Annotated in this window: 14 protein-coding genes; 9 read left to right on the top strand and 5 right to left on the bottom strand. The window is 60.7% G+C overall.

Annotation, left to right across the window (positions count from 1 at the left end):
* Nucleotides 1-52: 52 nt before the first annotated feature.
* The 4 genes from xylB to AX760_RS00415 all read right to left on the bottom strand — a co-directional run bounded on the left by xylB (nucleotide 53) and on the right by AX760_RS00415 (nucleotide 5,565).
* Entirely contained in the window at nucleotides 53-1,510 is a 1,458-nt protein-coding gene (gene xylB / locus AX760_RS00400) for a xylulokinase (protein WP_071830850.1), read from the bottom strand.
* Between the two features lie 21 nt (nucleotides 1,511-1,531).
* Nucleotides 1,532-2,599: a LacI family DNA-binding transcriptional regulator gene (locus tag AX760_RS00405; protein ID WP_071830851.1), complete on the bottom strand. Its 1,068-nt coding sequence runs from the start codon at nucleotides 2,597-2,599 to the stop codon at nucleotides 1,532-1,534.
* 92 nt (nucleotides 2,600-2,691) lie between these two features.
* Entirely contained in the window at nucleotides 2,692-4,302 is a 1,611-nt protein-coding gene (locus tag AX760_RS00410) for a DHA2 family efflux MFS transporter permease subunit (protein WP_071830852.1), read from the bottom strand.
* Nucleotides 4,303-4,341: 39 nt separating this feature from the next.
* Nucleotides 4,342-5,565, bottom strand: coding sequence for an HlyD family secretion protein (locus AX760_RS00415; protein WP_071830853.1), 1,224 nt, complete (start codon nucleotides 5,563-5,565; stop codon nucleotides 4,342-4,344).
* A 130-nt stretch (nucleotides 5,566-5,695) separates the two neighbouring features.
* On the opposite strand from AX760_RS00415, the gene AX760_RS00420 reads away from it, so the two are divergent.
* From AX760_RS00420 to lysS, 4 genes are all read left to right on the top strand, one after another.
* The gene (locus tag AX760_RS00420) at nucleotides 5,696-6,403 is read left to right on the top strand and encodes a TetR/AcrR family transcriptional regulator (protein WP_071830854.1); all 708 of its coding nucleotides are present in this window, start codon (nucleotides 5,696-5,698) and stop codon (nucleotides 6,401-6,403) included.
* 198 nt (nucleotides 6,404-6,601) lie between these two features.
* Nucleotides 6,602-7,357 carry a TerC family protein gene (locus tag AX760_RS00425; protein ID WP_071830855.1) on the top strand — a complete coding sequence of 252 codons (756 nt, stop codon included), beginning with the start codon at nucleotides 6,602-6,604 and terminating at the stop codon, nucleotides 7,355-7,357.
* Between the two features lie 272 nt (nucleotides 7,358-7,629).
* Nucleotides 7,630-9,087, top strand: coding sequence for a glutamate--tRNA ligase (gene gltX / locus AX760_RS00430; RefSeq protein WP_071830856.1), 1,458 nt, complete (start codon nucleotides 7,630-7,632; stop codon nucleotides 9,085-9,087).
* 198 nt (nucleotides 9,088-9,285) lie between these two features.
* On the top strand, nucleotides 9,286-10,782 hold the full coding sequence (gene lysS / locus AX760_RS00435) for a lysine--tRNA ligase (protein WP_071830857.1): 1,497 nt from the start codon (nucleotides 9,286-9,288) through the stop codon (nucleotides 10,780-10,782).
* 42 nt (nucleotides 10,783-10,824) lie between these two features.
* Here lysS and AX760_RS27540 read toward each other — a convergent pair whose 3' ends face one another.
* On the bottom strand, nucleotides 10,825-11,778 hold the full coding sequence (locus AX760_RS27540; protein ID WP_245294899.1) for a hypothetical protein: 954 nt from the start codon (nucleotides 11,776-11,778) through the stop codon (nucleotides 10,825-10,827).
* 314 nt (nucleotides 11,779-12,092) lie between these two features.
* Here AX760_RS27540 and AX760_RS00445 point away from each other — a divergent pair, with 314 nt between their 5' ends.
* The 5 genes from AX760_RS00445 (at nucleotide 12,093) to AX760_RS00465 (ending at nucleotide 19,892) form a co-directional block, all read left to right on the top strand.
* The gene (locus AX760_RS00445) at nucleotides 12,093-13,328 is read left to right on the top strand and encodes an NAD(P)/FAD-dependent oxidoreductase (RefSeq protein ID WP_071830859.1); all 1,236 of its coding nucleotides are present in this window, start codon (nucleotides 12,093-12,095) and stop codon (nucleotides 13,326-13,328) included.
* 98 nt (nucleotides 13,329-13,426) lie between these two features.
* Nucleotides 13,427-14,380 carry a nucleoside hydrolase gene (locus AX760_RS00450; RefSeq protein ID WP_071830860.1) on the top strand — a complete coding sequence of 318 codons (954 nt, stop codon included), beginning with the start codon at nucleotides 13,427-13,429 and terminating at the stop codon, nucleotides 14,378-14,380.
* Between the two features lie 70 nt (nucleotides 14,381-14,450).
* A complete protein-coding gene (locus tag AX760_RS00455) occupies nucleotides 14,451-15,461 on the top strand; it encodes a ligase-associated DNA damage response exonuclease (RefSeq protein ID WP_071830861.1) in 1,011 nt (336 codons plus the stop codon).
* Nucleotides 15,461-17,089 (top strand): cisplatin damage response ATP-dependent DNA ligase, encoded by a 1,629-nt coding sequence (locus AX760_RS00460; RefSeq protein WP_071830862.1) that lies wholly within the window; start codon nucleotides 15,461-15,463, stop codon nucleotides 17,087-17,089. The genes AX760_RS00455 and AX760_RS00460 overlap by 1 nt, the downstream gene beginning before the upstream one ends.
* A gap of 154 nt (nucleotides 17,090-17,243) precedes the next feature.
* Nucleotides 17,244-19,892, top strand: coding sequence for a bifunctional diguanylate cyclase/phosphodiesterase (locus tag AX760_RS00465; protein ID WP_071830863.1), 2,649 nt, complete (start codon nucleotides 17,244-17,246; stop codon nucleotides 19,890-19,892).
* Nucleotides 19,893-20,223: the final 331 nt, after the last annotated feature.

Consider the following 20,223-nt stretch of genomic DNA (forward strand, 5'->3'; position numbering starts at 1 on the left):
ACTGGGTATTTTATGGGGTGGTTCGATTGAAAATGCTCAGTCTGCTGGAGCCTCAGCTTGCAGCCATCGCCTTCAGCGCCGGGTAAAGCCTGCGGTAGCGCTGGTAGGCCTCCTCATAGGCGCCCTTGAGGGCGGCATCCGGGGCAATCGTCTCGTCGGTTTTCGGGGCGGTGCAGGTCGCGACGGGATCGGCACCAGTTGCGGCGATCAGGCCAAGCCGGGCTGCCCCGAAGGCCGCACCGAAATCGCCATCCGCCGGCAGGTCGACCGGCAGGTCGAGCGCCGTCGCAATCGATTTCAACCAGTAGCGCGAGCGCGAACCGCCACCGATGGCGGTAACGCGCGACAGGTTGGTGCCGGCCGCCTTGAGTGCTTCCAGACTGTCGCGCAGTGCAAAGGATACGCCTTCCAGCACCGCCTGCGTCAGCACCACCCGGCTGCTTTCGTGGCCAAGACCGATAAAGGCGCCACGGATCGCGGCATCATTGTGCGGTGTCCGCTCGCCCGAGAGATAGGGCAGGAACGTCACGCCGGACGGTGCCTTCAAACTGTCACCAAGTTCCTGCGTGAGCTCGGCTGCGCTCTTGCCGGTGATGCCCGCATGCCAGTTCAGCGCATCGGTCGCCGACAGGATGACGCCCATCTGGTGCCAGGTGTTGGGCAGCGCGTGGCAGAAGGCATGCACGGCGCTTTCCGGATTGGGCAGATAGGACGCATTGGCTGCAAACAGCACGCCGGACGTGCCGAGCGAGACGAAGGCATGCCCCTCGCCGACCGTGCCCATGCCGCAGGCCGAGGCCGCATTGTCGCCGGCGCCACCAGCAATGACGACACCGGACCCCATGCCCCATTTCGCGGCCAGATCGGCTTTCAGCATGCCGCCGACATCCGTGCCCTCGACAAGCGACGGCATCTGCCTTTCGGTCAGCCCCGTGGCTGCGAGCAGGCTCTCCGACCAGGCGCGCTTGCCCGTATCGAGCCAGGAGGTACCCGCCGAATCCGACATTTCCGAAATCCGCTCGCCGGTCAGCCAGAGCCGCAGGTAGTCCTTCGGCAACAAGACGCAGTCGACCTTGGCGAAAATGTCCGGCTCGTTGTTCTTCACCCACGCCAGTTTCGGTGCGGTGAAACCCGGAAAGACGATATTGCCGGTAATCGCGCGAAACTGTGGGTCGGCATCGAGCAGGGCTGCTTCCGCATGGCTGCGGGTGTCGTTCCAGAGAATGCAAGGCCGCAAAACCTGGTTCGCCGCATCGATCAGCGTCGCGCCATGCATGTGACCGGAGAGGCCGATGCCGCGCACAGCGGCAAGTTCGGCCGGATGAGTGGCTTTCAGGGCCGCGATCGCTTCTTCCGTCGCCCGGATCCAGTGTGCCGGGTCCTGTTCCGACCAGCCCGGATGCGGCCGGGAGACGTCAAGCGATCCTGTGCCCGAGCCGACGATCGTCTGATTACCGTCGATCAAAAGCGCCTTGACGCCCGATGTTCCGAGATCGAGACCGAGATACATTGTGTTCTCCTCCATAGGGTTTCAGTCGTCCTGCTCGACCTGGTCGCGCAGGTCGCCTCGCTGTTCAGGCGGCAGGTTGTCTTTCAGGAATATATCGATGCGGATGCGCTCCTGCGCCTCGATCACCGCAACACCATCGGCCTTGGCCTTCAGGACGCGGATCGCGCTGCGGACTTCATGGCCGGCATCCTGATGCAGCACGGCGTCGATCAGTCCAGCCTTGAGCGCCGAGCGTGTATGGGACGTGAGGTCGTGGGCGATGACGCGCAGACCCTTGGGAGCCCTGGCCGAAATTGCAGTGACGAGGCCCCGGTTGCCGGCACCAAGGCTGTAGATTCCGGCAAGGTCCGGATGCGCATTGAAACACATGGCCACCAGTTCCTCGGCCAGCATCGGATCGTCCTGCCCCTCGAGCACGTCGAGGATCACCCGCACCTCGGAATGCTCTGCCATGGCTGCTGTAAACCCCTCCAGGCGCTCGCGGTGATCGCGAACCAGCATCGAACCGGCCAGCACCGCCACCGGCCCGGGCCGACTGCCGAGGAAACGCCCCATCAGGCTTCCGGCCGTTCGACCCGCGGCAACATTGTCGATGCCGACAAAATGATCCCGTCCGGACGCAGCAAGATCCGACACCAGCGTCACGACGGGCACGCCGGTCGTGCGGGCACGGTCGATCGCCGCAGCAACCTCCGGCGCATCGACGGCAACAACGGCAATGCCTGCGGGTTGGTCGGCCGCAGCCGTGTCGATGGCTTCCACAAGCGCCAGCGGATCAAACGCGGGGACTGTCAGGATGGAAATCTGCGCCCGATCGGCTGGCGAGCGCCGACCGGCGACCAAAATCTCGGCTTCCAGGCCGCGCATGAAGGGATTGTCGCCGGCCGGAACAATGAACACGAGTGGATAGACGCGCCCCTTCGCCAGATTGGCAGCCGCCACGTCGCGGACATAGCCGAGCGTCTCGATCGCCGCCTCGACTTTCGCACGGGTCACGCCGCGCACACCCGGCCGATGGTTCAAAACCCGATCGACGGTGGCAAGGCTGACCCCGGCACTGGCCGCAATGTCATGAACTGTAGGACGCATGTTTCCTCCGGGAAAAATCCTTAGAGGAGTTTTTGATGTACGTAAATCAAAAAATTTTAGCAGCGAACCAGCAGGGTCTGCCTTGCTCCGGATCAGTGGCCGCCGCCTGCGTCAGCAGCCACTGCCTGCGGTTTTTTGATGAGGAAAGCCAGAACGACGAGGGAGCCGAACAGCACGGTGAGAATGACGAAGATATCGGCGAAGGACAGGATGCTGGCCTGCCGCTGCACAAGCTCCGACATCTTCTGGAGGGCGATGGTTGCGCCATCCAGCCCATGGGCGTTGTAGTTCGACGCCATATCGCGCAACTGGTCGACGGCCTGCGGATTGCCCCACTGCACATGCTCTGACAGACGGGCATAGTGTTCCTGCTGGCGCTGGGTCAGAATGGTGTTGATGGTCGCCAGGCCGACGGCACCGCCGAGATTGCGTGTCAGGTTGAACACGCCGGAGGCGGCGCGCACACGATCGGGCGAAAGCGTGCCCAGCGCGACGTTGTTGATCGGCACCATGCACAGCATCAGGCCAAACCCGCGCAGGATCTGCGGGATCAGCAATTCGTAGAAATCCCAGTCGGCGGTCAGCGAACTCATCAGCCAGGTGCCGGACGCGAAACTTCCGAAGCCGATCATCATCATCACCCGCGGATCCATCTTGTTCGACAGGATGCCGGCGATCGGCGCGGTGAGGAACATGGCCAGGCCCGAGACGAACATCGTCTCGCCGATCATCAGCGAGTCATAGCCGCGGATACGCCCTAGATAGAGCGGGTAGAGATAGGTCAATCCGTAGAGCCCGATGCCCATGACGAAGGAAAACAGGGAGCCGAACGCAAAGTTTCGATTGCCAAAGGCGCGCAGGTCCACGACCGGGAAACTCACCGTGAACACCCGGTAGAAAAAGATGAACGCGCCGACTGTTGATGCGACGGCACCCAAAACGATATGGCTGTCGTTGAACCAGTCATTGGCGTTGCCTTCCTCGAGCACATATTCCAGCCCGCCGAGAAAGACCGCCATGGAGGCCAGTCCGGTCCAGTCGAATTTCTTGAAGAGGCTTAGTTCAGGCTTGTCGAAATCGATGAAGTTCCAGGTGATGATCGTCACCAGAATGCCCGGAATGATGTTGACGAGGAACAGCCAGTGCCAGGAAAAGGCGTGGCTGAGATACCCACCGACGGTCGGGCCGATCGTTGGTGCAAGCGTTGCAACAAGGCCGATAATCGGCGAGACGATGGCACGCTTGGAGGGCGGGAAAATCGTGAAGGCGGCAGCGAAGACCGATGGGATCATACCGCCGCCGATGAAGCCCTGAATGGCCCGGTAGACGATCATCTGGTCGATATTGGTGGCCGTGGCCGCAAGCGCGCTGGCCAGGGTGAAGCCTGCCGCCGACACGGAGAAAAGCACGCGAGTCGAGACGATGCGCGCCAGCGTGCCGGACAGCGGGATCATGATCACTTCGGCAATCAGATAGGATGTCTGCACCCAGCCGATTTCATCGGAGCCGGCGCTCAAGCCGGCCTGGATTTCGGCGAGCGATGCAGAGACGATCTGGATGTCGAGGATCGACATGAACATGCCGAACACCATCGCAAAGAAGGCGATCAGCCGTCTTCTGTCCATCTTTTCAGAGGCCTTCTCGGCGGCAGGCGCAGCCGTCGCCGGGCGCGATACCGCTCCGGCTGTCGTGGTGGCAGACATGAACACACACTCCGTTCAACCGGCAGCGCCGGTTTGCCGTTACTGGCCTTTGGCAGTCCCGTCGCTCGACGGCGATGTGCGGGTATCGACATCGACGACGACGCTGAGGCCGGCCCGCAGGCGACCGCTGTCCAGAACGTCTTTGGGCAAGGCGATGCGAACCGGGATGCGCTGGATCACCTTGGTGAAGTTGCCGGTGGCATTCTCAGCCGGCAGCAGGGAGAAGACCGAGCCGGATGCCGGCGCGATCGACGCAACGGTCCCCTCGATTGTTTCGTCTTCGAAGGCATCGACGTGTATCTTGACCTTCGAACCGGGGATCAGGCCAGCAATCTGGGTTTCCTTGAAATTGGCATCGATATAGAGCTGATCGACCGGAACAAGGGCTGCCAGACGCTGGCCGGCGGAGACAAGGTCGCCGTCCTGTACGGCAAGATTACCAACAATCCCGTCATAGGGGGCCTTCAGCACGGTGAAGGCGAGATCGCGATTGGCCTTGTCACGGGCCAGTTCCAGGGAGCGGATCGTACTTTCGGCTTCTGCCCGCTGTGCCTGGAGAACGGCGATATTGGCGCTGGCAACGGCGATATTGGCATCGCCGCCGATCAGGTTCGCCTTGGCCTGGTCAAGCGCCACCTGGGCGTTGTCAAGGGAAGCGACCGTGCCGACGGCCTTCGATTCGAGATTGCTGGCACGCTTCTGCGTTGTTTCAGCGCCGCGCACCGTCGCCGCGAGGGCTGACTTCTGCGCCTGCGCCTGCTGGAGGCTCGCCTTTGCGCCGGCAATCTGGGCGTCGAAACGCTGCAGCGAGAGTTTTTCCGTATCGATCTGCGCCTGCGCCTGATCGGCAGCGATGCGGTAGTCTTCGCGGTCGAGCGTGATGAGCGGGGCGCCGGCCTTGACGTGCTGGTTGGCGACAACGTTGACAGTCTCGATATAGCCGGACACCTTCGGCGAGATCAAAGCGATGTCACCCTCAATATAGGCGTCATCGGTCGAAATCATGAAACGGCCGTTCGTCCACCATTCATAACCGTACCAGCCGCCCGCGGCCAGGACGGCCAGGGCGATCACCGGCAGGATCTTGTTGCGGCGTTTGGGTACAGGCGTCTGCGCTGGAGCGTCCGGCGCTGACGGGGTCGCCTGCAGGTCTGCAACGGGCTCGTCAACCGCCCTCGCTTCTGTTTCAGTGCGATGATCTCGCGAACCATCGTCGCCGACGGGGCGAACATGGATGGCTTTGGAATTGTTGGAAACGGACATGTTGCGCTACCAGCCCTTATATGAGAAGTTCGAACCGAACCGTTCAGTTCGATTGACTTAGGGCGAAACAATACACATATCAAGAGGAATCGAACCAATCGGTTCGAAAAGTTAACAACGAGACAAGACGATGTCGGCCGCAGAAAACGATGCACACGAACACCTGACGCAGGACGACCGTCCTGATGATCGCTCTGCCGTGGGCCGCAAAGCAGCTGGCGAGGACCCTGCCAAACGCGAGCAGATCATCGATGGGGCGAAACGTGTCTTCATGAGCGTCGGTTTCGACGCTGCCAGCATGAACGACATCACCCGCGAGGCCGGCGTCTCCAAGGGCACCATCTACGTCTACTTCCAGAACAAGGAAGATCTCTTTGTCGCGCTGATCGAGCAGGAGCGAAACCGCGTCGTGCGCAGCATCAAGCACGCACTTGACGATCATGAGCCGATTGATGAGGCGCTGTTTGAATTCGGCCGGACACTGACCAGCCACATCACCTCCGACGACACGATCCGCGCCATGCGTATGGTTCTGGGCGTCAGCGACCGCATGCCGACACTGGCGAAGCGCTTTTTCGCCGCCGCGCCGGAAAATGGTTATACGGTTCTGAAAGCCTATCTCGAACGGCAGGTGCAGCAGGCACGGATTGAAATCGAGGATACCGATCTTGCCACGCGCCAGTTCATCGAAATCTGTATGGCCGGCATGCTGAAACGGCGGCTTTTCGGCGAAATGGAGGCCCCGCCAGCGTTGGCCTACATCGAAAAGGCAGTCGCCTCAGGCGTCAAGATCTTCCTCCTGGCCTATGGCGGGGAGCCTGCGGCGATGAGCATTTAGCGGCAACGGGCCCTTGCAACGCATCAATACCCTCTGCACCGACCACATTTAACGTTAAATCGCAGCGATCGGCGCTGTTTCAGCGCTTGCCTTGACGCTGTTTCTCCATACATAGAGAAACTTCATTGACCCGCGGGCCTGTCCGGCGTCGCGGGTCCGCGCCATCTGCAGCTTGAATCGAAGAAGGACCCAACCGCGATGCAGGACATTCTGCTTCTCATGCAAGATCCCGCCGCCTGGATCGCGCTCGTCACCCTGATCATCATGGAAGTGGTGCTCGGCATCGACAACCTGATCTTCATCTCCATCTTGACCAACAAGTTGCCGCCTGAAAGCCGCGAACGCGCTCGGCGCATCGGCATCGGGCTGGCGCTGGTGATGCGTCTTGCGCTTCTCGGCACCGTCGCCTGGATCGTCCAGTTGACCGCACCGGTCTTCACCGTGCTCGGCAACGAGTTCTCGTGGAAGGACATGATCCTGATTGCCGGCGGCCTGTTCCTTGTCTGGAAGGCCACGAAGGAAATCCATCACAGCGTCGATCCGGAAGATCATGAAGAAGACTTCATTGCCAAGTCTTCAACCGTGAACACGACGTTTGCCGCCGCCATCGGCCAGATCCTGCTGCTCGATCTCGTCTTCTCTGTCGACAGCATCATCACCGCCGTTGGCATGACGCCGCATCTGCCGATCATGGTTGTTGCCGTTGTCGTTGCCGTCACCGTGATGCTGGTCGCCGCCGGGCCGCTGGCCCGCTTCATCGAGAAGAACCCGACCATCGTCATGCTCGCGCTCGGCTTCCTTTTGATGATCGGCACGACGCTGATTGCCGAAGGCATGGGCTTCCATGTTCCCAAGGGCTACGTCTATGCCGCCATGGCCTTCTCGGCGCTGGTCGAGGTTCTGAACATGCTGACGCGCCGCAAGCGCAAGCGCGACAAGGCCGCCACACACTAACAGTGCGGTCCACCGCATCAATGACATGGCCTGGGATTGAAAGATCCCGGGCCATTTGCTGTGCATCAAGAAAAGACCCGGCCGCCCAACGACCGCAGTTTTCCTTGACGCGTCCTTTTGAATATGGTCTCACGCGAGCCAAATGGAAAATCCTGAAATTCGGCTCGTTTGAGCGTCCTCCAGGGCTTTTCCTTCCCTTCAAAGCATGAACCTTCATCCTCGGGGAAACCTTACGACGGGACGGTTCAGAGCAGTCAAAACGGGCCACGATCATGACAGACAGACCAGTCCGGGTACGCATTGCCCCCTCCCCCACAGGCGAGCCGCATGTCGGCACCGCCTATATCGCTCTGTTCAACTATCTCTTCGCCAAGAAAAACGGCGGCGAATTCATCCTGCGCATCGAGGATACGGACGCAACGCGCTCGACCCCCGAATTCGAACAGAAGGTCCTCGACGCGCTGAAATGGTGCGGCCTTACCTGGTCGGAAGGCCCGGATATCGGCGGCCCCTATGGCCCCTATCGCCAGAGCGACCGCAAGGACACCTATCTTCCCTTTGTCGAGCAGATCGTTTCCAACGGCCACGGCTTTCGCTGTTTCTGCACGCCCGAACGGCTGGCCGAAATGCGGGATGCCCAGCGTGCCGCTGGCAAGCCGCCGAAATATGATGGTCGCTGCCTCACCCTCAGCGCCGAAGAAGTGACCACCCGCATGGCCGCCGGCGAACCGACCGTCGTGCGCATGAAGATCCCGACCGAAGGCTCGTGCAAGTTCACCGACGGCGTCTATGGCGACGTCGATATTCCATGGGATGCCGTCGACATGCAGGTTCTGCTGAAGGCGGACGGCATGCCGACCTATCACATGGCCAATGTCGTCGATGACCACATGATGAAGATCACCCATGTGGCGCGCGGCGAGGAATGGCTCTCCTCGGTGCCGAAGCATATTCTGATATACCAGTATCTCGGTCTTGAGCCGCCGGTGTTCATGCACCTGTCGCTGATGCGCAACCACGACAAGTCAAAACTGTCGAAGCGCAAGAACCCGACTTCGATCTCCTATTACACGGCGCTCGGCTACCTGCCCGAAGCGCTGATGAACTTCCTTGGCCTGTTCTTCATCCAGATCTCCGAAGGCGAAGAGCTTTTGAGCATGGAAGAACTGGCTGCAAAGTTCGACCCGGAAAACCTCTCCAAGGCCGGCGCCATTTTCGACATCCAGAAACTCGACTGGCTGAACGGCCGCTGGATCCGGGAGAAACTGTCGGAAGACGAATTTGCAGGCCGTGTGCTTGCCTGGGCGATGGAAAACGACCGGCTGAAGGAAGGCTTGAAGCTGTCGCAGTCGCGCATCACCAAGCTTGGCGAATTGCCGGATCTCGCAGGCTTCCTGCTGAAGTCCGATCTCGGGCTCGACGCATCCGCCTTTGCCAAGGTGAAATCGACACCGGAGGAACTGGTCGAGATTTTCAACACCGTCCAGCCCGACCTCGAAAAGATCCTCGAATGGAATGTCGAGACGATCGAGGCCGAACTGCGCGCCATTGCCGACCGCATGGGCAAGAAGCTCAAGGTTGTCGTCGCTCCGCTGTTCGTCGCCATGTCCGGCTCCTCGCGCTCGCTTCCGCTTTTCGATTCAATGGCCATCCTCGGCCGCTCGGTCGTGCGCCAGCGGTTGAAATTGGCAGCGCAGGTTGCCGCCAGCATGGCTGGCAGCGGGAAATAACGGCAAACTCCCTCTTCTCCCCATCGGGGAGAAGTGCCGAGCGAATGCGAGGCGATGAGGGGGCGCACGGCAGACTTCGGTGCAAGCGGCTCCCCCTCATCCGGCCCTGCGGGCCACCTTCTCCCCGCTGGGGAGAAGAGGAAGAGGCGCTCGAGCACACACCTTATAAGAACACAGGCCCTATCCAAGGCGAACCCCATGACCGACAAGACACCAGAAATCACCCTCTCCTCCGACGTCACGGAAGTGCGCGCCCAGAAGCTGAAAATGCTGCGCGAAAAGATCGGCGACGTCTATCCCGCGCATTTCCACCGCACCATCACCAATGCGGACCTGGCTGCAAAATACGAGACGCTTGAAGCCGACGTCGTGACGGAGGATACGGTCACGGTTGCCGGCCGCGTCTATTCCGCGCGCAATTCCGGCATGTTCATGGACATCCATGACGCCGGGGCTAAGATCCAGATCTTCTCCCACAAGGACACGACGCCCGAGGACGCCCGGGCGCTTCTGCCGCTGATCGACATTGGCGACATTATCGGCGTCACCGGCATCGTGCGGCGCACCAAGCGCGGCGAACTGTCGATCAATGCGCATGAGATCACCATGCTGACCAAGGCGCTGCTGCCGATGCCGGAAAAGTGGCATGGCCTGTCGGATGTCGAGCAGCGTTATCGCAAGCGCCACCTCGACATCATGACCAACGAGGATTCGAAGCTCCGCTTCCAGCAGCGCTCGAAGATCGTCTCCGGCATCCGGCATTTCATGGAGGAAGACGGCTTCATGGAAGTCGAGACGCCGATGCTGCATTCGGTCTATGGCGGCGCCACCGCCGAGCCCTTCAAGACGCATCACAACACGCTGAAGCTCGACATGTTCCTGCGCATCGCGCCGGAACTCTTCCTGAAGCGCACGCTGGTTTCCGGCCTTACCGACAAGGTCTTCGAGATCAACCGCAACTTCCGCAACGAAGGCGTCTCCACCCGGCACAATCCGGAATTCACCATGATGGAATGTTACTGGGCCTATGCCGACTACGAGGACATCATGGACCTCGTCGAGCGCTTGTTCGCCAAGCTGGCAATGAGCATTCACGGCAGCACCGAATTTGCCTTCGGTGACAAGGAAATCTCATTCAAGGGGCCGTTCAAGCGCGTGCCCATGCCGGACGCCGTCAAGGAAGCGACCGGCATCGATTTTCTGGCCATGAAGACAGACGAGGAAGCCCGCACCGCTGCCAAGGCTGCCGGCTTCGAAGTCGAGAAGGATGCGACCTGGGGCGAATGCCTCGCCTTCATCTTCGAGGAAAAGGTCGAGGGCACGCTGATCCAGCCGAGCCACGTCACCCATTTCCCGAAGGATATCTCGCCCTTCGCCAAGGAAGTGCCGGGCGAGCCGCGCTTGGTCGAGCGGTTCGAGACCTATTGCAACGCCTGGGAGATCGGCAACGCTTTCTCGGAACTGAACGATCCGGAAGAACAGCGCAAGCGCATGGTCGAGCAGTTGGAGCAGGCGCATGCCCGCGGCGAGAAGGCCAAGCAGCTTGATGACGAATTCCTGGACGCGATCGACCAGGGCATGCCCCCGGCCGGCGGCCTCGGCATCGGCGTTGATCGCCTGATCATGCTGCTGACCAACGCACCGTCGATCCGCGACATCATCCTGTTCCCGGCACGGCGCAACCGAAACGACTGATCGAAACTGTTTCGTCTCCCGGCCGTAAAAACCGGGAGAACGTCAATGCGCGACGGATTCTTGCGCCGCCGCATGTTCTTCAGCCTCGGCAGGTGCTGGCGCATCATGGGCGGCGGCAGGGTCTTCTTGACCTTCCGTCGTTGCGTGCTCGCCTGCTTCCGCCGGCAGGGCGGCCTCATGCTCCGGCGTCGGTGACTGTGCGTTCTCTTCTCCGCCGAAAATCATGGCCTTGATTGACGCGAACATGCCGCCACCCGTTTCGGCTTCTGCGGCAGGTTCGGCATGGGCTCCATCGGCCGCTGCCTCACCATGGCCGGCTTCCGCAGCTTCGCCATGTTCGCCGGCAGGCTCATGACCAGCCACAACCTCTTCGTCACCGGGCATGCTTTTGTGCGCGACTTCCGATCCCGGCTCGCCAATCTCCACTGTGGTATCGATGCAATCGGACTTGTCGTCCATCGCCGTCAGCGTCGCCTTGATCTCGTCAAGCGGCACCACGACTTCCTTGCCGTGGAACAGCCCGACCATATTGGCCTCCGCATCGTTGTACTTGGCAACGAAGGGGGCCGTCATGCCGGGGATCTGGTCCGGCTGCGGTGCGAACAGAACTTCGGCGCCGATTGCCGCACCGCGCATATGAGCGCGCTCCGTTGGACCGGCATGATCGAGAATGATGACCTGATAGAAGTCCGCTTTTTCCTGTTTTGCGAGAACGCCGGTGACCCGCAACGCCGTGCGGACGCGATCGATCCCGCCGATGCTGTCGGTATTCACATATTTGCGGATCCAGCGCTGGCCGTTGCGTCGCAGTTTCAGGGTCTGGATCGTGGTGCATGCCTGGCCCGAAAGCGAGACAGCGTTGGCTGTTTCCGCATGGCTCGTACTCTTGGCTGCGTAGAGTGCAAATGCACCGGACGCGCCGCCGAGCAGAAGCACACCGGACAGGATGAGCATGACTTTCTTCGGAAAGCGCATCTTGAGGATCTTCGCCTTCACGCCCATTGCTCCGCCATCGCTTCTACTCCAAACACACACGATAAGCGGCAAAGATACGGGTTCGACGTTTCGGAAAGTTTAAGCGCGATCGCATCCGGCGGCCATCTGCCGGCAAAATGTGGTTCGTCCTGACGCATCCCGGTTTGCGATGGCTTGCAGGAAGGTGGTTGCGGTTGCGTTTTGGCCGCGCACACTTGAAGCAAGCCTAAAACAGACAAGCACCACATTCACGGCGAATTCGGTTGATCGCTGCAGCCACATTGCTAAAACCGTGACAACGACCATCTTATTTCCCAAAGGACATTCACCGCATCATGGCGCGTATTGGCATTGCAGGCGCGGGCATCATTGGATGCGCGACAGCCGTCTACTTGCTCGAGCAGGGGCACGACGTCACTGTTTTTGAGAAGGACGCGCAGGGATTACCCGCTTCCGTTGGCAATGCAGGCATTCTCGCCGTTCCGGAGATCGATCCCCTTGCCCGCCCCGACATGATTCTCGCCGCTCCGAAATGGCTGATGGATCCGCTCGGACCGCTGACACTGCGCTGGCAGGATCTCGTGGCGCTGATGCCCTGGATGACCGCGTTTCTGAGGGCCGCGGCCCCTGCCAGGGTTGCGGCATCGCGCCTTGCCCTGCTCGGACTGATGCGGTCAGCACCATGCGAACATCTGGCACTCGCCTCCATGGTCGATCTGTCCGGCCACATGGCAAAAACCGGAGCATTGACCGTTTTCGACAGTCCCGGCGCTGTGGAAGCAGCCTTTCAGCATGAACAGCGCACGGCCGAGCTTCTGGGCTATGCCGTAGAAAAACTCGATACGATACAGGCACGCGCCCGTGTCCCCGCCCTGGAAGGCGCATTTGCAGGCGGCGTGTTTTCGCATGGCTACCAGACCTTTGCCGACCCTCTGGCCTTGCTGCGCCACCTGCAGAACCATATTCGGCAACGTGGCCGCTTCGTCGACGCGACCGTCAAGGCCGTGCAATCGGCGAGTGACGGCGTCAGCCTGATCACCGCGGCAGGAGAACGCGAGATGTTCGACAAGGTCGTCATCGCCGCGGGCGTCTGGTCGCGCGACCTGGTGCGAGGGCTTGGCCTCAAGGTTCTTCTGGAAACCGAACGCGGATACAACACCACTTTTACCGACCCGCAGGTCAAGCTCGAAGTGCCGGTTTTCTTCGCCGAACATGGCTTCGTCGCAACCCCGATGCGCAATGCGCTGCGGATCGGTGGTGCTGTCGAACTGGCGCGTCCGGAGGCACCGGCAAATTTCGCCCGGGCTGCCGCGATGCGCAAAAAGATGCGCCGCTACGTGCCGTCGCTGCCCGAGACCGGTGGCGTCGAATGGATGGGCCGGCGACCATCGACACCCGATTCGGTTCCGGTGATCAGCCTCAGCCCGGACGATCCGCGGATCGCCATGTGTTTCGGTCACGGGCATCTCGGCCTGACCCTATCGGCCGCATCAGCGCGGGCCGTGACCCGGCTGATGTCGGGCGAACAAACCGTCGACCTTGCGCCCTTCTCAATCAAGCGCTTCCAGTAACAACCGAAGCCGGGGCAAGATTGACTTTCAGCCCAGGCTTGCCTCCATAGACAGACCATCAACCCTGACGACAGCCAAGAGAACGAGAAGAAGACACGATGCACAAGGTAATTTTCGATACGGATCCCGGCATTGACGATGCGATGGCTCTGCTTTTCCTGCATCAGCACCCCGATATCGACCTGATCGGCATCACGACCGTTTTCGGCAATGCCTCGATCGAGACGACGACGCGCAACGCGCTTTACCTGAAGAAGACATGGAACATCGCTGCGCCGGTCGCAAAAGGTCTTGGCGAGACCCTTGATCCGTCACGGCCGCATGTCGATTGGCCAACAGCCATCCATGGCGATGACGGGCTGGGCAATATCGGCGTTTCCGACAAGGTCGATGTCGATCTCGATCCCCGTCCGGCGCACCGCTTCATCATCGAGACTGTGCGGGCCCACCCCGGAGAGGTAACGATCGTCGCCGTCGGGCGCATGACAAACCTCGCTTTGGCGCTGAAGGAAGATCCTGATATTGCCGTGCTGGTCAAGGACGTGGTGATCATGGGCGGTGCCTTCGACGTACCCGGCAACATTACGCCGGCTGCGGAAGCAAACATCCATGGAGACCCGGACGCTGCCGACGTGACCATGACAGCCCCCTGGCCGGTAACGGTGGTCGGTCTCGACGTCACGACGAAGACCGTCATGACGCGTAAACTGATGGCCGACATTGCCATGACCGGCGGCGAGCGCGCCACGCTTCTGGCGAAAATCTCGCAGTTCTACATCGAATTCTACGAGCAGCATGTCGAGGACGGCATGGTCGTGCATGACAGCTGCGCCTGCGTCTACGTGGTCGCGCCGCATCTGTTCGAGACACGCAGCGGTGCGATCCGGGTTATCTGCGGCGGCATTGCCGATGGACAGACCATTCAGAAGCCCGACAGCCGGTCGTTCCCGCCAAGCCCCTGGGACGATCTGCCGAGCCAGAGCGTCTGCACCTCCGTCGATGCCGACGCCGTGCTCGCTCTCATCGCCAAAACGATCGGCCGGCCGGCATGATCGACGGCATGCGCTAAAAAAATCTTGGACATGGCTGGCAGACGCGCGTTTGCCGGCTATCTTCCACTCCATGAAACCGGACGCCCTGCTTTACCCCACGCCGAAAGGCCTCTTCTGCGAGGTCGGCCAGTTTTACGTCGATCCGGTCCAGCCGGTCGATCGCGCCCTGATCACGCACGGCCATGCCGACCATGCCCGTTCCGGTCACGGCCACGTGCTCGCCACGCGCGAAACGCTTGATATCATGCGCATCCGCTACGGCGAGGACTTCTGCAACAGTGAGCAGGTGGCAGCCCTGGGGGAAAAACTGGTCATCAACGGGGCAACCGTCAGCTTTCATCCGGCGGGGCATGTTCTCGGCTCCGCGCAGATTGCCGTCGAAGCGCAGGGAACGCGCATCGTCGTCTCCGGAGACTACAAGCGCCGCCGCGATCCCACCTGTCTGCCATTTGAGCCGGTTGCCTGCGATGTCTTCATCACGGAGGCGACCTTCGGCCTGCCGGTCTTCCACCACCCCGACGATCGGCTGGAAGTCGCAAAGGTCCTGACATCGCTGCGGCAGTTCCCAGAACGTGCCCATCTTGTCGGCGCCTATGCTCTGGGAAAGGCACAACGGGTCATTGCCCTGCTCAGGGAGGCCGGCCATGAGGCGCCAATCTATATCCACGGCGCCCTTGTTAAACTCTGCGATTATTATCAGTCGCAGGGATACGATCTCGGCGATCTCAGACCGGCAACGCTGGTTGGACATGACCGCCAGGTCTTTGCCGGCGCCATCGTCATCGGTCCGCCATCGGCCTTCGCCGACAAATGGGCACGGCGTTTTCCAGACCCCGTATCGATTTTCGCCTCCGGCTGGATGCTGGTGCGGCAGCGCGCAAAGCAGCGGGGCGTCGAACTGCCAATGATCATCTCGGATCATTGCGACTGGCCCGAACTGACCCGGACGATCCTCGAAATCGCACCGGGCCAGGTCTGGGTGACGCATGGCCGCGAGGAAGCCCTGGTGCGCTGGTGCGAGCTTCAGGGCATTGCCGCCCGGCCGCTGCATCTGGTCGGCTACGACGACGAGGGCGAGTGATGCGTGCCTTTGCCGAACTTCTCGACCGTCTGGTCCTCACCCCGCAGCGCAACGCCAAGATCAGGCTGCTGTCAGACTATTTCCGCGCAACGCCCGACCCGGACCGCGGCTATGCCCTGGCCACCATCGCCTCGACGCTGTCGCTGAAAGCGGTCAAGCCGGCGCTGTTGCGCGAACTGGTGATGGAGCGCATGGACGAGGTGCTGTTCCGCTACTCCTACGATTATGTTGGTGATCTCGCAGAGACGATCTCGCTGGTCTGGGAACCCTCGACGGAAGCCGGATCGGAAGCCCATGACCTGTCGCTGGGCGCGATCATCCACCTGCTCCAGTCTGTCGGGCGATCGGAGGTGCGCGGGCTGGTCCGCAGTCTTCTCGACCAGATGGACAGCTCCAGCCGCTTTGCCTTCCTCAAACTCGTGACCGGCGGGCTGCGTATCGGCGTCTCCGCGAGATTGGCAAAACAGGCGGTCGCCGATGTCGGCGAAAAAGACATCGGCGATATTGAGACATTGTGGCATGGGCTTGCGCCGCCCTACAGAGAGCTTTTCCAGTGGCTCGAAGGCAAGGCGGACAAGCCGCAACTGACGACACCGGCTGTGTTTCACGCCGTCATGCTGGCAACACCGGTCGGCGACAAGGACCTCGAAAACCTGGATCCGGCCGATTTCGCCGCCGAATGGAAATGGGACGGCATCCGCGTTCAACTGGCCAATCTCGGCGGTACGCGGCGATTGTATTCGCGCAGTGGCGACGATATTTCGGGGGCTTTCCCGGATATTCTCGAAGCCACCGATTTCGAAGGCGTCCTTGATGGAGAGCTTCTGGTCGGCGGCACATCGCGCACCAATCAGGCGACACGCACCTTTTCCGACCTGCAGCAGCGCCTGAACCGCAAGACCGTCAGCGCCAAAATGCTGGAAGACTATCCGGCCTTCGTGCGCGGCTATGACCTGTTGTTTTCCGGCACAGTCGATATTCGTGGCGACGGCTTTCTGGCACGACGCGAGCAACTGGCGGGACTTCTGGAGACGACATCCGCCGCGCATTTCGACCTGTCGCCGCTGGTGCCGTTTTCAAGCTGGGAGGAACTCAACCGTCTGCGCAGCGATCCACCCGATCCGGTGATCGAAGGCATCATGCTCAAACGGCTGGATTCGCCCTATACACCCGGCCGGGCCAAAGGGCCCTGGTTCAAGTGGAAGCGCAATCCCTACAATGTCGATGCCGTGCTGATGTATGCGCAACGCGGCCACGGCAAGCGATCCAGCTATTATTCCGACTTCACCTTCGGCGTCTGGACCGAGAGTGATGGCAAGGACACCCTCGTGCCTGTCGGCAAGGCCTATTTCGGTTTTACGGATGCCGAACTGGACGTTCTCGACCGCTTTGTCCGCAACAATACGATCGAGCGTTTCGGCCCGGTTCGATCGGTGCGTGCGGAGCCGGATTTCGGTTTCGTGGTCGAAGTGGCCTTTGAGGGCATCAACCGCTCCGGCCGTCACAAGTCCGGCGTTGCCATGCGTTTCCCCCGGATTTCGCGCTTGCGAACCGACAAGCTGCCGCGCGACGCCGACAGGCTTGCAACCTTGATCGCCATGATCGACGGCGGAGCAAGGCAGCCGTAAACAGCATCCAAGGGCCGACTGCAGGGCACAAGGTCGCCACGACTGCTTGACCCTGTCGTTTCATACATCTTGTTAAGATGATTTTGCGACTATCCCGCCACCCTGTCCGACAGGACCGCAATGTGGTGATCGTGTGCAGTCAGACCAATCAAACATGCCGGAAAGACCGAGAACAACACGCTGGCTCACGGCGAACCACTTGCCAAGCCTTCTGGTGCTCATTGTCGTCATCGCCGCAGGTATTTTTGCCGAACAGCAAAATCGCGAGGTCCATCACGCCAAGTTACGGGAAGAGGTTGCAACGGCCCTCAATCCCATCCGGTCGAAGCTCGAGGCCAACATCAACGGCGATATCCAACTGGTGCGGGGGCTGATCGCAACGATCTCCACCGAACCCGGCATGGATCAGAAACGCTTTTCCCAACTGGCAAGGCATCTTTTCAACGAGCAGTCGCGCCTGCGCAGCATCGCAGCCGCCCCCAATCTCGTGGTTTCGCTGGTTTACCCGCTTGAAGAGAACAGGAAGGCCCTCGGCCTCGATTATCGGAAGAACGAGGATCAGCGCGCCGCAGCGGAGCGCGTCAAGGAAACTGCGCGGATGGTTATGGCCGGCCCTCTGTCACTGGTCCAGGGGGGTGAAGGTTTGATCGGCCGATTCCCGGTCTTCATTTCCGGTCACGGCGGTACGAACAGCTTCTGGGGCATCCTCTCTGCCGTCATCGATGTTCCCCGGCTCTACCAGGACAGTGGCCTCCTCGCCGCCGCTTCGGATATCGACATCGCGATCATCGGTCGCGATGGCCTTGGCGAGGATGGTGAACAGTTTTACGGCTCGCCGACCATCCGGGCTTTGGATCCCGTCGTAAGGAATATATTCCTCCACTCGGGCAGTTGGCAGGTCATGGCCACCCCTAAGGGGGGCTGGCAGCGCGAGCCACCGAACACATGGCAATTGCGCGTGCTGGTGGCGACGGGCGGCCTCTTCATTCTCGTTCCGATGTTCCTGACAGGCCGGTTGATGGAGGAGCGTCAGGGCAATATCGAGGTGCTGAAGCAGAACAGGGAAAGCCTGCAGGAACTATCCTATCGCCTGAAGATTGCGCTTGATACATCGCAGATCGGCATATGGGAGCTGGATATCACAACCGGCACGCTGTTCTGGGACGAGCGCATGAAAGAGCTCTACGGCGGGCTCCATTTGAAGGGCACCTACGAAGACTGGCAGACAACCCTGCATCCAGACGACCTGAAACAGGCGGAAGCCGAATTCGCCGCAGCCCAGGCTGATGGCCAAAGCTACATGTCCCAGTTCCGCATTGTCCTGCCCGATGGCAATATCAGGCATATCCGCGCGATCGGCTCGAAATATCTCGGAGCCGGCGGGCGGCAGAAAATTGTTGGCGTCAACTGGGACGTCACCCGGGACGTCGAAACCAACGCGATCCTCGAAGAGGCCAAGGCCCAGGCGGAGGCCCATAATACCGAACTTGAAGCGGCCCGACACCGCATGGAATTCAACGCCCTGCATGATCCGCTGACCACCCTGCCAAACCGCCGCTATCTCGATCAGGTCCTCGCCGATAGGAGCGTGCACAGCGACAACGCAGACCTGGTGAGTATCTTCCATGTCGATCTCGACCGGTTCAAGGAAATCAACGACACACTGGGCCATGCGGCAGGCGACGAAGTGCTGCGCCATGCCGCAAAGGTTCTAAGGGCGAACACGCGTGACAGCGATTTCGTCGGCCGCATCGGCGGCGACGAGTTCGTGATCATTTCGAAAAGCGGCTCGACGGACATCAGCGACACGACCATGGCAAGCCGCATCATCGACGAGATGAGCCTGCCGATCCGCTACAAGGAACAGGAGTGCCGCATCGGCGTCAGCATCGGCATCGCGCACCAGACGCGTCCAGATGAAGAGCGCATCCAGGTTCTGGTGAATGCCGACATCGCGCTCTACGAAGCCAAACGCCGCGGCCGTAACCGCTACGAGGTCTTCACCCATTCGCTCAAGACAGCGGTGATCAAATCCAAGCAGACTGCCGACGAAATCCTGCGCGGGCTCGAACAGAACGAATTCATCGCCCATTTCCAGCCGCAGTTCTGCCCGGCCTCGCTCGACATTATCGGCGTCGAGGCCTTGGCCCGCTGGGATCATCCGACAAAGGGCTTGCTCGCCCCCCACGCCTTCCTGAAGACTGCGGAAGACATCAACGTCATTGCTGACATCGATCAGCGCATCCTCGAGCAGGCGCTGTTCCAATTGCACCGCTGGGAAGCATCCGGCATCCATATACCGAAGCTCTCTGTCAACCTGTCCTACCAGCGACTGCACGATGAACACCTCATCGAACGTCTCTCGCAATTGACCATACCGGCCGGACGCCTGTCCTTCGAACTTCTGGAATCGATTTCGTTTGATGAAAGCGATGTCACGGTTCTGTCCAATATTGAACGCATCAAGAGCCTGGGGATCGATATCGAGATCGACGACTTCGGCACGGGTTACGCATCCATCGTCAGTCTTTTGAAGTTGACCCCGCGGCGCCTCAAGATCGATCGCCAGTTGATTATCCCGATCCTGACTTCGACGAAGCAGCGCCAGCTCGTCGCCTCGATCATCGATATCGGCAGCTCGCTCGGGATAGAAGTCATCGCAGAGGGCGTGGAGACCATGGAGCACGCCCAGGCGCTGCGGGAGCTCGGTTGCCACGGTCTTCAGGGATACGCCTTTGCCCGCCCGATGAGCGCCAATGACCTCGCCAATTTTGCCCGCGAGCGGAAATGGCTGGCCGCCTGAAACGCCATTCCCGCCCCGGACTGATTCGCAACAGCACCGGGCCCGCGCACAAAAACCTGCGCGCTTGCGTCCGTTTCCGCCCCGGATTCGGATCGTTTCAGCCATAAATAGCGTATCAAATTGTTTCTTGTGGCGGTTTTTTGTTTGTCTTTGTTTCTCGCGTGCGTCGCGCCTGTAAGGCTGCGTTGCGTTTGCTTTCCCATCTCTTCGCCTGATCTGGCCGACAGCTAGGCGACGCCGAGCCGCCCTCTGTCGAAACGGGCCAATACAGCGATGTTTCCGAAGGTTGAGCCGCTTTTGCAGCGGTGGCCGATTGCGTCCTGAAATGTTT

It is taken from the genome of Pararhizobium antarcticum, from assembly GCF_001885585.1.
GTDB classification, from domain to species: domain Bacteria; phylum Pseudomonadota; class Alphaproteobacteria; order Rhizobiales; family Rhizobiaceae; genus Pararhizobium; species Pararhizobium antarcticum.